This window comes from Amycolatopsis sp. NPDC001319 (assembly GCF_042896185.1).
Classification (GTDB): Bacteria; Actinomycetota; Actinomycetes; order Mycobacteriales; family Pseudonocardiaceae; genus Amycolatopsis.
Map to the genome: position 1 here is coordinate 94,217 of NZ_JBIAWY010000017.1, position 13,009 is coordinate 107,225.

A 13,009-nucleotide genomic window follows, 5' to 3' on the forward strand; every position below is an offset into this window, starting at 1 on the left:
CCGGTTCGGGGGTTCTCGGGGCGCCGTGATCTTGGCACGCCGGCGTCCACATCGGACGATTCGCGTCCCGCGGTACCGGACACCGAGCGGCGTCACCGGGCACGGTGACGGGGCGCGGTCGGCGGCGGTCGACTTCCGAGCGGGTTCCTCTTGTGTCGGTTCCGCCCGGAGCAGCGCGGGTGAACTCCGGGGTGGGTCTCCGAAGTCTGTGCCTGGAGGCCACGGTGAACACCTTGCCGCAATCCGGCGGGCGCACCGCTTCGGTGAGCGATAGCTGCGCCGTGACCGCGTTCGCGAAGTCGGCTACGGCCTGTGCGCGGGTCACCCGGCACCACCGGGTCGGCGCTGATGTGGCGACGGTCCGCGACCGAGGTAAAACGGCGTGCGCGGCCCTGTCCGCCGCCAAAGGCACCTGTCAGGCGCTCTTCGGCCTGGAATTTCGCAGCGGCCCCCAACAGCCCCGGCGAGGTTCGTGGCGGCCTGAGTTGACTAGCCCTCCGCAGCGTTTTACGGTTTCGGTAGCCAGAGTTTGCTTTCTGTAGCTCGGAAAGCCGTCCGTATCCGCAGTCAAGCGGGCCGGGAGGGCGCGCATGACGACCTACGAACCCCGAGACGTGCGACCAGGGATCGCGGCGCTGGCCGAGCGCCTGCGGGCGGCGTTGGGTCGCGATTCGGTCATCGACGATCACCAGCGGCTGCGCACCTACGAGTGCGACGGCCTCGCGCACTACAAGGTCACGCCCGCGCTCGCCGTGCTCGCGCGGGACACGGCCGCCGTCGTGGAGACTGTGCGCGCCTGCGCGGAGGGCGGCGTGCCGTTCGTCGCGCGCGGGTCCGGCACGGGCCTCTCCGGTGGCGCGCTGCCGCGCGCCGACGGGGTCCTCATCGTCACCTCGCGGATGCGGCACATCGTCGAGATCGATCGCGAGAACCAGCGTGCGGTGGTCGAGCCGGGGGTGATCAACCTGGACGTCTCCCGGGCCGCGAAGCCCGAGGGCTACTACTACGCGCCGGATCCCTCGAGCCAGCAGGTGTGCTCGATCGGCGGCAACGTCGCGGAGAACTCGGGTGGCGCGCACTGCCTGAAGTACGGGTTCACCACCAACCACGTCACCGGGATCACCTTCGTGACCGCCGACGGCGAAGCCGTGCGACTCGGTGGCAAGGCGCCCGACCCCACGGGGTACGACCTGCTCGGGGCCATCGTGGGTTCGGAAGGCACGCTCGGCATCGCCACCGAGGTGACGGTGCGGCTCACCCGGCTGCCGGAAGCGGTCCGCACGCTGCTCGCGGCCTTCCCGAGCACCGACGACGCCGGCGCGGCGGTTTCGGAGATCATCGGCGCCGGAGTCGTGCCCGCGGCGATCGAGATGATGGACGCGCTCGCGATCGAGGCGGCCGAAGCGGCCGTGCACTGTGACTACCCCCGTGGTGCGGGTGCGGTGCTGATCGTGGAGCTGGACGGACCGGCCGACGAGGTCGAGCGGCAGTTCGAGGAGGTCGAGCGGCACTGCCGCGGGCACCGGGCCTTCGAGATCCGCATCGCCGAGGACGACGTGGAACGCGCGTTGTTCTGGAAGGGGCGCAAGTCGGCGTTCGCCGCCGTCGGGAGGATCAGTCCCGACTACATCGTCCAGGACGGCGTCATCCCACGCACGGCGTTGCCCGAGGTGCTGCACCGGATGACGGAGCTCTCGCGCAGCAGCGGCGTCCGGGTCGCCAACGTCTTCCACGCCGGGGACGGCAACCTGCACCCGCTGGTGCTCTTCGACGACGCGGTGCCCGGCGAAGCCGAGCGCGCCGAGGAGGTTTCGGGAGCGATCCTCGACCTCTGCATCGAGTACGGCGGATCGATCACCGGCGAGCACGGCGTCGGTTCGGACAAGGCGAAGTTCATGCCGCGGATGTTCACCGAGGCGGACCTCGACACGATGCAGCTGGTGCGCTGCGCGTTCGATCCGGCCGGACTGGCCAATCCCGGCAAGGTGTTCCCGACGCCGCGGCTGTGCGGCGAGGTGCCGGGCCGGCACAAGGGCGCGCATCCCTTGCAGGAAGCCGGAATCGCCGAGGTCTTCTGATGAGCGGGCCCGATCCGGCGGTGCTGGACGCGCTGTGTGCGGCGACTGCGAAGCACGCCCGGCCCGCAGAGGCAGGCGACGAGGTCGACGGGATCGCACCGGCCTTCGTCGCGGCACCGGGCAGCACCGCGGAAGCGGCGGAGGTCATGCGGATCGCCGCCGGCAACCGCCTCGCCGTCGTCGCCCGAGGCTCGGGCACGAAACTCGGCTGGGGTCAACGGCCCGCGAAGGCCGACCTGGTCGTGGACACCGGCCGCATGGACCGCGTCGTCGAGCACCGCGCCGGCGACCTCGTCGTCCACGTGGACGCCGGCCTCCGCCTCTCGACGCTGCAGGAGCGCCTCGCCCCCGCGGGCCAGCGGCTCGGGCTCGATCCGGTGCTGCCGCCCGGTGCGGCCGGCTCCGGAACGGCAGGCGGGCTCATCGCGACCGCCGCGTCCGGCCCGCTGCGCTTCTCCCACGGCGCGGTGCGCGACCTGCTCATCGGCATCACGGTCGTCCGAGCCGACGGCGTGGTGGCGAAGGCCGGCGGAAAGGTCGTGAAGAACGTCGCGGGCTACGACCTCGGTAAGCTGTTCGCCGGCTCCTGGGGCACGCTCGGCCTGGTCACCGAGGCGGTGTTCCGGCTGCACCCGCGACCGGTGCTGGCCCGCTGGGTCGTGGTGCCGGTGGACTCGACAGGCGTCGCGTACGAGCGTCTGCGCCGGGTTCTGCACGCCCAGCTCGTGCCGAACGCGGTCGAACTCGACCGCCCGGCCGGCGCGACGGGGACGCTCGCGGTGCTCGTCGAGGGCTTCCCGCAGGGAGTCGCCGGCCGGGTCGGGAAGTTCCTCGAACTGCTCGGGGCCGGCGCCGAACCGCGCGACGCCGCGCCGGAGTGGTGGGGCCGAGCCCCCTGGCAGCGAGACGGCGTGGCCCTGCGCCTCACACACCAGATCACCGGCCTGCCGGCCCTGCTGAACACACTCGACGAGCAGGCGCGGCGCCACCGTCTGCCGATCTCGGCCCGTGGCTCGGCCGGCGTCGGTCTCCTGTACGCCGCGGTGCCGGGTGCCGCCGAGCCCGCCGTGATCGCCGAGCTGGTCCAGGTCTTGCGCGACCGGTCGGCCACCTGGGGTGGGGATGTCGTCGTGCTGGACGCTCCGCCTGCGGTGAAAGCGGCGCTCGACCCGTGGGGGCCGGTACGGGGGTTGAGCTTGATGCGTCGGGTGAAAGACCAGTTCGATCCGGAGCACCGGCTCGCTCCCGGGCGTTTCGCAGGAGGGATCTAGATGTCCGAACCTGCCTTCGATGACCACCACCCGCCGTCCGCGGCGCTCATCGGTGACTGCGTGCACTGCGGGTTCTGCCTGCCGACCTGCCCCACGTACACGTTGTGGGGCGAGGAGATGGACTCGCCCCGCGGGCGGATCTACCTGATGGAAATGGGCCTCGGCGGCGAGCCGATGACACCCGAGATGGTGCAGCACTTCGACGCCTGCCTCGGCTGCATGGCCTGCGTGACCGCGTGCCCGTCCGGGGTGCAGTACGACAAGCTCATCGAAGCCACCCGCGCGCAGGTGGAGCGGCGTCACCACCGCCCCGCCCGCGACCGGCTGATCCGCCGCGCGATCTTCAGCGTCTTCCCCTACGCCAAGCGGCTGCACGCCCTGCGCGGCCCGTTGCGGGCCTACCAGGCCACCGCGCTCAGTCGCCGGTTGCGCCGCGGCGGCCTGCTGCGCAGGACATTCCCGGCGCTGGCGGCGCTGGAGTCGCTGGCACCGGAGCTCGAGCCGTTCGAGCAGGTTCCGGAGCGGTCTTCCGCCCAAGGTGCGAAGCGAGGCACCGTCGGCATGCTCCTGGGCTGCGTGCAGCGGGAGTTCTTCCCCGGCGTCAACGCGGCGACCGCCCGCGTGCTGACCGCGGAAGGCTTCGACGTGATCGCGCCCGCCGGGCAGGGGTGCTGCGGTGCGCTGAGTGTCCACAACGGACGGGAGGAAGAGGCGCAAGCCTTCGCCCGCAAGCTGATCGACACGTTCGAGGCCGCCGGGGTCGATCAGGTCGTGGTCAACGCCGCCGGCTGTGGTTCGGCGATGAAGGAGTACGCGGACCTCCTCGCCGACGATCCCGCCTACGCCGAGCGCGCGAGAGGATTCGCCGACGGAGTCCGTGACATCACGGAATTCCTCGTGGAGCGGGGAACGGTGGCGACCCGCCACCCGCTGCCGGTCATGATCGCGTACCACGACGCCTGCCACCTCGGGCACGCGCAGGCGATCCGCACGCAGCCCCGCGCGCTCTTGCGGGACATCCCGGAGCTTCTGCTGCGGGAGATCGCCGAAGCCGAACTGTGCTGTGGTTCCGCGGGGATCTACAACATCCTTCAGCCCGAGGCCGCGGGGGAACTGGGCGATCGCAAGGCACGCAACGTTCTCGCCACCGGCGCACCCCTGCTGGTGACGGCCAACCCGGGCTGCCTGATGCAGCTGGCCGCGTCCGCCGAGCGGCTCGGCGCGCAGCTGAAGGTCGCCCACACCGTCGAGGTCCTCGACGCTTCGATCCGTGGCCTGGCAGCGGACGCTGTCGGGCGGTCCCGCTCCGGGGCGTAAGCCGGCAAATCCCCCGTTGTCGTCCTCAACGATGAGGTGACGCATGTACACGCAGATTCTCGATCCCGTTGCGGGTTCACTCGCTTGGTCGTCGCTCGTGGCCGCCATCCCGCTGATCGTGCTGTTCGTCCTGCTCGGCATCCTCCGCATGACGGCGTGGCTCGCGGCGCTGATCTCACTCGCGGTCGCGCTCGCGATCGCGATCTTCGTCTACCCGATGCCGGCCGGCCCGGCGTTCCTCGCGGCGGCAGAAGGTGCGGCGTTCGGGTTCTTCCCCATCCTGTGGATCGTCATCAACGCGATCTGGATCTACAACATGACTGTCCACACCGGACATTTCGACGTGCTGCGTCGCTCGTTCTCGCGGGTCAGCGACGACCAGCGGATCCAGGGTGTGATCGTCGCGTTTTCCTTCGGCGCGCTGCTCGAAGCGCTGGCCGGGTTCGGCACCCCGGTCGCCATCACCAGCGTCATGCTGATCGCGCTGGGCTTCCGGCCCTTGAAGGCCGCGGTGGTCGCACTCGTCGCCAACACCGCACCCGTCGCCTTCGGCGCTCTCGCCGTGCCGATCACCACGCTGGCCACCGTCACCGGGCTGCCGCTGCACGACCTGTCCGCAATGGTCGGACGCCAGACCCCGCTGCTGGGGTTCGTCGTCCCGCTCGCGCTCGTGTTCATCATCGACGGCACCCGCGGCGTCCGCCAGACCTGGCCGGTGGCGCTCGTCTGCGGCGTGGTCTTCGCGGTCGCGCAGTTCGCGATCTCGAACTACGTGAGCGCACCGCTCACCGACATCATCGCCTCGCTGCTGAGCGCCGGCGCGGTCGTCCTGTTCCTGCGGGTCTGGCAGCCGGTCGAGCGGTTCACCGAGACCGGCGCCCCCGAGGTCACCCGCACCGGCGCCGGCACGGACGGGTCCGCGGAGGCGAAGGCGACCTCGACGGCCACGATCGACCGGCAGGCTCCCCGGGCGGGCCGCGACGGTCCACCGCGCGGAGGCGGCGACGGTGACACCGAACCCGGCCGCCGCGACAGCGGCGCCGAGGTGTTCCGCGCCTACTCGCCCTACCTGATCATCATCGCGGTGTTCGGGCTCGCGCAGATCCCGGCGATCCAGCACGCGCTGACCAGCGTCACGCGCACCTTCGCCTGGCCCGGGCTGCACATCACATCCGCGAGCGGGAAAATGTCGACGCTGCCGATGTTCAAGTTCGACTGGCTCGCCGCGGCCGGCACACTGCTCATCATCGCCGGGCTGCTCACGATTCCCGTGATCCGCATCCGGCCCGTGACCGCGCTACGCACCTACTTCGCCACGTATCGCCAGCTCGCTCCCGCGATCGTGACCGTGATGGCCGTGCTCGCACTCGCCTACGTCATGAACGCGAGCGGGCAGACCACGACGCTCGGCACGTGGATGGCCGGCGCCGGCGGGATCTTCGCGCTCATTTCGCCGATCCTGGGCTGGCTGGGCGTCGCCGTGACCGGCTCCGACACGTCGTCGAACTCGCTGTTCGGCGCGCTGCAGGTGGTCGCCGCGCAGAAGGCCGAGCTGAGCGCCACCCTCCTCGCCGCCGCGAACTCCTCCGGCGGGGTGCTCGGCAAGATGATCAGCCCGCAGAACCTCGCCATCGCCGCGGCGGCCGTGGGCATGTCCGGACGGGAGGGCGACCTCTTCCGCAAAGTGTTCCTCTGGAGCGTGGTCTTCCTCGCGGTGATGTGCGTGCTCGTCTACCTGCAGTCCAGCCCTGTGCTCTCGTGGATGGTGCCCTGAACGCGGATGGCGTCGGGTGTGGCCGGCCGGTCTTGTCAATGTCGCGCCCGACATGACTGGTGTGGCATTCGTAGGTGGTAAGGCACTGGGCGTTGCGGGGCGGCCTGCGCGGCGCGCTCGTTCCCCTTTTTGTAGTGACGGATGTCCCGCATCAGTCCGTCGATCAGCTCGTCGAACTTCGCATCGTCCGGCCGAAGCCGTTCGAACTGCTTCAGCTCGTCCCCGTTCCAGAGGTACTTCCGCTCCGCCGGGTGCATGAACTGCTCCTCGGCGACCGAGTGGCGAATGAGCCCGCGGAGCGCCGGACGAGAAATCGGTTCACCTTCGCGTGAGGGGGGTCGAAATCGGGCCGGAACAGGTGTAGGCAGGAGTCGCGGTGGGTCGTGGAGGTGTCGGATGGACACTGGTGGGCTGCCGGGGCGGGGTTCGTCCGCGCAGGTGGCCGTGCTGAGCGAGACCGGGCGCACGCGGGTAAGCCGGGTGTTCCTCGGGAAGCGGACTGTGGTGTGCAAACAGCCGCTGGGCCCGGACGCACCCGAGCGGCTGCGGCACGAGCGGGCGATGCTGGAGCGGCTTCGCGGGGTTCCGAATGTCGCCCAGCTGCTGGACGCGCCGCGCTATGCGGGGTCGATCGTGCTGGCGGACGCCGGCGGCCGAAGCCTGGCCGGACGGGCGGAGCCACTTCCCGTCGACGTCCTGCTCGGGGTCGGGCTCGGGGTGGCCCGAGCCGTGGCGGCCATGCACCGGCGCGGGGTGCTGCACCGCGACATCACCCCCGCGAACATCGTGCTTTCCCCCGAGGGCACCCCGTGCCTGCTCGACTTCGCGCTCGCCGCCTCCCTCACCGACCCCGGCCCACCCTTCCCCGGCCACAGCGACATCGTCGGGACACTGGCCTACCTCGCGCCCGAGCAAACCGGGCGGACCGGCCGTCCGCTGGATCAACGCAGCGACCTCTACGCGCTGGGTGCCACGCTCTACGAACTGGCAACAGGCGCGCCGCCGTTCGGCTCCGACAACCCGCTGCGACTGGTCCACGACCACCTGGCCCGGGTACCTGCGCCCCCGGCCGAGGTGAACCCGGCCCTCCCCGCCCCGCTGTCCGAGATCATCGCGCACCTCCTGGAAAAGGAACCCGACCACCGCTACCAGACCGCGGAGGGTGTGGCGCACGACCTGGAACGGTTGCGTGACGCCCGGACCGGGCGCGCGACGGAACCGATCCCGATCGGGCACCACGACTTCCCGCGCCGGCCCTTCGCCCCGGCACGGCTGGTGGGGCGCGACATCGAGGTGGCCGCGTTGCGGGCGGCGTTCGAGGACGCGCTGACGGGCCGGTGCCGGGGAGTGCTGATCGGCGGTGCGGCCGGAGTCGGCAAAACGGCCCTGGCCCACGAGCTGCGGCCGGCGGTCACCAGCCGGGGCGGCTGGTTCCTGGCCGGCAAGTTCGACCAGTACCGGCGCGACCTGGAATTCGACGGGGTGTTCCAGGCGTTCCGCTCGCTCGGCAGGTTGCTCCTGGCCCAGCCGGAGAGCGAGCTGGCCCAGCTCCGGCTACGGATCACCGACGCAGTCGGCCCGAACGCGGGCCTGCTCACCGCCGTCGTGCCGGAGTTCGCCGCCCTGCTGGCCGTGCCGCCCGATCCCGGCGATCTCCTCACCGCACGAGTGCGCGCGCAACACAACAGTGTTCGCATCCTGCGCGCGGTCGCCTCCCCGGACCGGCCGCTGGTGCTGTTCCTCGACGACCTGCAATGGGCCGGCCCCGGCCCGCTCGGCTTCGTCGACCTGTTGCTCGACACCGACCCGATCCCCGGCCTGCTGGTGGTGGGCGTGCACCGGGACAACGAGGGGGAAACGGCACAGCCACCGACGCTGTCGCGGTCACGTGACCGGGCCGGCGTGCGTTACGTGCAGCTGGAGAACCTGCCCACCCCCAGCCTGATCGCCCTGGTCGCCGACATGCTGCACGCCGAAGCAGCCGCCGCGACGGGCCTGGTCGGGGTGATCGCACCGCACACCCGCGGCAACCCCTACGAAACCGTGCAGCTGCTCACCGCGCTGGCTCACCACGGCGTCCTCACCGCGACCTCCGCGGGCTGGCAGTGGGACCCCGCGGTAGTGCGCGCCCGCCTGGGCCCGGCGGAGGGCGGCGACCTGCTGACGTCGCGGATCCGGGCCCTGCCGCCGCCGTCGCGGCAGCTGGTGGAGGCGATGGCCTGCGTGGGTGGGCAGGTCGAGACCGAGGTGCTGCAGACCGCCACCGGCGAAGCGGCCGACGTGGTGGCACAGCGCCTGACTCCGCCCGCCGACGAGGGCCTGCTCGTCCTGGAGCGCGACGCCGTGCGGTTCCGCCACGACCGCATCCGCGAGGCCATCCTGCGCGGGCTCAGTCCCCAGCGGCGAAGCGCCTTGCAACTGGCCATGGCACGACGGCTGGCCCGAGCACCTGACCTGTTCGCGGTCGCCGCCGAGCAGTACCTGGCGGTGCTCGACGCGGTCGAAGACCTCACCGAGCGGCGAGAGGTGACCGAGCTGCTGCAGCGCGCGGCCGGCCAGGCCGCGCTGATCGGCGATCACGCGCTGGTGAACGCGCTCCTGGTGGCCGCGTTGCAGGTGGTCGACCCCGCGCAGACCGCGGTGGCGCTCGAGCTGCGCAGGACCCGGCAGGCGGCGCTGTTCAGCTTGGGCCGCCTGGGAGAGGCCGACGACGAGTACCGGGAGATCGAACGGCTCTGCCCGAGCACACCGGAGCGCACGAGCGCGATCGCGATCCACGTGCGCAGCCTCAGCTACCAGGGCCGGTTCGGGGAGGCGATCAGTCTCAGCCTGCAGTCGCTGCGGGAGTGCGGGCTCGACGTCCCGTCGGCGGAGCGGCTCCCCGCCGAAATCGACCGGGGGTTCGCGCTCCTCCACCACTGGCTGGAGCACAGCGACCCCGCCGACGACCTGGCCCGGCCGGATCTCACCGACTCCGTGCTCCTGGACGCGACCGACGTGCTCGACGCGGCGTTCCTGGCGGCCTACTTCGCCGCCGATTTCGCCTCGGTCGCGTGGATCGGGCTGGAAGGCTTGCGGATCTGGATCGACCACGGCCCCGGCCCCACCTTGCTCGGGCCCGCCGGCGCCGCCGCCTACTGCGCCGTGGCGCAGCGCGGCGACTACGTCGGGGGATACCGGGCGGCACAGCGGCTCCTGGCGTGGGCCGAGGCCCGCGGCGCCGAGCCCGGCATGTCGCGGGCGCGCCACCGGTCCGCCCTCTTCAGTTGCTGGCTGGAGCCGATCGAGAACGGAGTCCACGAAGCTCAGCGGGCCCGGGACGGGTTGATCGCCGAGGGCGACCTGACGAACGCCGGCTACACCTTCCTCTTGACAGTGCGGTCCCTGGCGGACTGCGCCCCGTCGCTGGAAAGCCTCCTCGCCGAAGTCGACAGTGGACTGAACTTCGTGCACCGGACCGGCAACGAGCAGACCGGACAGGTGCTCGAGACCTACCGCTGGCTGGCCGACGTGCTCCGCGGCGACAGCCCTGCCGACCCGATCACCCTCGACCGGTTCACCGACAACCCGCTCGCGCTTCTCCACGCGCATCTCGCTCGCGCGATCGCCGCCGCCGTCTCGGGGGATCTGGACAGTCTGATCCGGGAGAGCGCGGCGGGAATGCGGCTGCTCCCGGTTGCCGCCGGCTTCTACCCCACCGCCGTGGTCCGCTCGCTGCACGGGCTGGCCCTCGCCGAGCGCGCCCGCGCGGCCGACGGCGACGAACGCTGCGCGCTGCTGTCCGAACTGGACGAGGTGACGGGCTGGCTGGCCGCCCGGGCCGCGGACGCCCCGGACAATTTCCTGCACCTGCTGCGGTGGATGGAGGCCGAGCGGGCCTGGGCGGCGGGTAATGTGCAGGCCGCCGAGCTGGCGTTCGACGCGGCCCGCAGCGAGGTCTCCCGCCGCGCCAGGCCCTGGCACCGTGCGTTGATCACCGAGCGCGCCGCGCGCTTCCACCTGGCCCGCGGTCTGGACCACGCCGGTCGCGAACTGCTCGCCCAGGCCCATCGGCACTACGCCGCCTGGGGCGCGAGCGCCAAGGTCACCCAACTCGACTGGGCCTACCCCACGCTGCGACGACACTTCGAGGCCAGCCTCGGGCCGGCCCTGAACCAGCCCGGCGAGCTGCTGAATCAACCCGGCGCAGTCACCACGGGCACCCTCGACCTGCTCGGCATTCTCTCCGCGTCCCAGGCACTGAGTTCCGAGACCAGCATCGAGCGCCTGCACGCGCGCGTCGTCGAGGTGCTCAGCGCGATGACCGGGGCCACCGACGTCCGCCTGCTGCTGTGGAGCGACGACCAGCAGAACTGGCTGCTGCCCGAAACCACGGGCACCCCCGGTCACGACCGCGCGGTGCCGATGTCGGTGCTGCGTTACCTCCGCCGGACCGAGACACCACTGGTCGTCGATGACGTCACCCACGATGAACGCTTCGCCCACGACCCGTGCTTCACCGACCTCTCCGGCTGCTCGCTGCTCGCCGTACCCATCCTCAGCCGCGCCGTCCTGCGAGCCGCGCTGCTGCTGGAAAACCGCCTGATCCGCGGCGCGTTCACCGCCGACCGGCTCGACGCCGTCAAACTCATCGCCGGCCAACTCGCCGTTTCCCTCGACAACGCCCAGCTCTACACCCAGCTCACCGCCTCCCGAGCCCGCATCGTCACCGCCGCCGACCAAGCACGCCAACGCATCGAACGCGACCTGCACGACGGCGCCCAGCAACGCCTGGTCACCCTCACCCTCCGCCTGCGCGCGATCCAAGCCGAGATGCCACCGGACACCGGCCACCTCGCCATCGAACTCGACAACCTCGCCGGCGAAACCATCGGCGTGCTGGACGAGCTACGCGAAATCGCCCACGGCCTCCACCCCGGCATCCGGGCCACCGGCGGAATCGCACCGGCCGTCCGCGCTCTCGCCCGCCGCTCGCCGATCCCGGTCGAGCTCGACCTCCACCCGCTGCCACCTCTGCCCGAGCCCATCGAAGTCAGCGCCTACTTCATCATCGCCGAAGCCCTGACCAACGCGGCCAAACACGCACGCGCGTCCTCGGTCGCCGTCACCATCGATCCCGACCCCGCCACCGGCGTCCTGCGCATCACGGTCCGCGACGACGGCGTCGGTGGCGCCGACCTCACCCGGGGCACCGGGCTGCTCGGCCTCAAAGACCGCGCCGAAGCCATCGGCGGCCGGCTCCACCTCGAAAGCCCACCCGGCGCGGGCACCGCCCTGCACGTGACCCTTCCCCTCTCGGGACCGGACCAGAGATCACCCCGGCCAACCAAGGCACCGTCGTCACCATGACCGGAGCTGACCTGCGGCGGGCGCGGGACCATCCGTGAACCAGCACGTCCGCGACAGCTGCGAAATCAGCCCTACCGGACAAACCGAAGTGGGCCTCTTGGTGAACACCTGATCATGGCTTCAGGCAAGGTTCGCGATCCGATCCGTCCTTCTTCACGAACCGGCCAGACGCCTTCGAGAGCGTCGGCCCATGAGAATCTTCCCCACCAGGTCCGCTGCAGCGCACCCGAGCTCGCGCCACGGCAATCGCACGCGTCTCGCTGTCATCGCGTGCGCGTCCCTCGCCGTGGCCGGCATCGCCTCCACCGCTGTCGCCGCGACCCTGGCCGACCCGGCTCCGATCGAGGTCCAGGCCGGCCCGGCGGCGCAGTCCCCGAAGGACAACGTCAAGACCCCGGGCGCCGACCACCGCGACGCTTCGCTGGTGGCTGCCTTCGAGCAGGTCGACCAGAACACCGTCTGGACCAAGTCCGGCTCCATCCCGCAGACCTGGCAGCCTGCCGGCGTCGACTACGAGCAAGAGGGCTTCAAGTACTACAACGGCCGTTACTACATCTCGGTCTACGACCACACCGCCAACGACGGCCACCTCGTCATCCTCGGCAAGAACGGCACCCTCATCAAGGACATCGCGTTCGTCGACGGCGCCCGCACCCACGCCGGCGGTTTCGAGGTCTACGGCGACTACGCGTATGTCCCGCTCGCGGTCGACTCGCCGCACAGCTCGGCCGACATCCTGCGGATCAACATCAAGACCTACCAGGTCACGACCCTCTTCACGGTCGACTACGACCACGTCGGCGGCGTCGTCTACGACCCGGTGAAGAAGACCCTGGTGGGCCAGAGCTGGGACTCGCGGACCTTCTACGAGTGGACCCTGAAGGGGAAGCTCGTCGGCACCTGGAAGAACCCCTCGGACTACGTCGGCTACCAGGACTGCCAGTACGTGCCGTACGAGAAGATGCTCTGCTCCGGTGCCGCTGAAGGCATCCAGTCCCACGGCGGGTTCGACCTGATCGACCTCGAGGACCCCGACCACGCGATTCTCAACGGCTACCCGACGAAGATCGGCGGCGGCAACGCCAACGAAATCCTCGCCACGCCCACCCCGGACGGTGTCGTGTTGACGCAGTACGCCGCGGGCGATTCGATCGACACCTACACCACCACGGTCCACGAGGCAGGCTAGACCGTGTGCTGCACGGAGGTGGTTGTCGCGT

At 71.0% G+C, this 13,009-nt stretch carries 7 protein-coding genes; 6 read left to right on the plus strand and 1 reads right to left on the minus strand.

Annotated features, from left to right (window positions below; translation table 11 throughout):
* The first annotated feature begins 590 nt into the window (after nucleotides 1–590).
* Genes ACFY1H_RS42975 through ACFY1H_RS42990 form a run of 4 tightly spaced genes read left to right on the plus strand, consistent with a single transcriptional unit; the run spans nucleotide 591 to nucleotide 6,440 of the window.
* Nucleotides 591–2,078 carry an FAD-linked oxidase C-terminal domain-containing protein gene (locus ACFY1H_RS42975; RefSeq protein ID WP_386955919.1) on the plus strand — a complete coding sequence of 496 codons (1,488 nt, stop codon included), beginning with the start codon at nucleotides 591–593 and terminating at the stop codon, nucleotides 2,076–2,078.
* Nucleotides 2,078–3,349, plus strand: a complete 1,272-nt coding sequence (locus ACFY1H_RS42980; RefSeq protein ID WP_386955920.1) for an FAD-binding oxidoreductase — start codon at nucleotides 2,078–2,080, stop codon at nucleotides 3,347–3,349. The genes ACFY1H_RS42975 and ACFY1H_RS42980 overlap by 1 nt, the downstream gene beginning before the upstream one ends.
* The gene (locus ACFY1H_RS42985) at nucleotides 3,350–4,666 is read left to right on the plus strand and encodes a (Fe-S)-binding protein (RefSeq protein ID WP_386955921.1); all 1,317 of its coding nucleotides are present in this window, start codon (nucleotides 3,350–3,352) and stop codon (nucleotides 4,664–4,666) included. It abuts the gene before it with no gap.
* Nucleotides 4,667–4,709: 43 nt separating this feature from the next.
* Entirely contained in the window at nucleotides 4,710–6,440 is a 1,731-nt protein-coding gene (locus ACFY1H_RS42990; protein ID WP_386955922.1) for an L-lactate permease, read from the plus strand.
* Between the two features lie 35 nt (nucleotides 6,441–6,475).
* On the opposite strand, the gene ACFY1H_RS42995 is transcribed toward ACFY1H_RS42990, so the two are convergent.
* Complete coding sequence (locus ACFY1H_RS42995; protein ID WP_386955923.1) at nucleotides 6,476–6,697, minus strand: hypothetical protein; 222 nt, start codon at nucleotides 6,695–6,697, stop codon at nucleotides 6,476–6,478.
* Between the two features lie 139 nt (nucleotides 6,698–6,836).
* Here ACFY1H_RS42995 and ACFY1H_RS43000 point away from each other — a divergent pair, with 139 nt between their 5' ends.
* Both ACFY1H_RS43000 and ACFY1H_RS43005 read left to right on the plus strand, forming a co-directional pair.
* Nucleotides 6,837–11,789, plus strand: a complete 4,953-nt coding sequence (locus tag ACFY1H_RS43000) for an AAA family ATPase (protein ID WP_386955924.1) — start codon at nucleotides 6,837–6,839, stop codon at nucleotides 11,787–11,789.
* Between the two features lie 190 nt (nucleotides 11,790–11,979).
* Nucleotides 11,980–12,978, plus strand: coding sequence for a DUF6454 family protein (locus tag ACFY1H_RS43005; RefSeq protein WP_366586529.1), 999 nt, complete (start codon nucleotides 11,980–11,982; stop codon nucleotides 12,976–12,978).
* Nucleotides 12,979–13,009 lie beyond the last annotated feature (31 nt).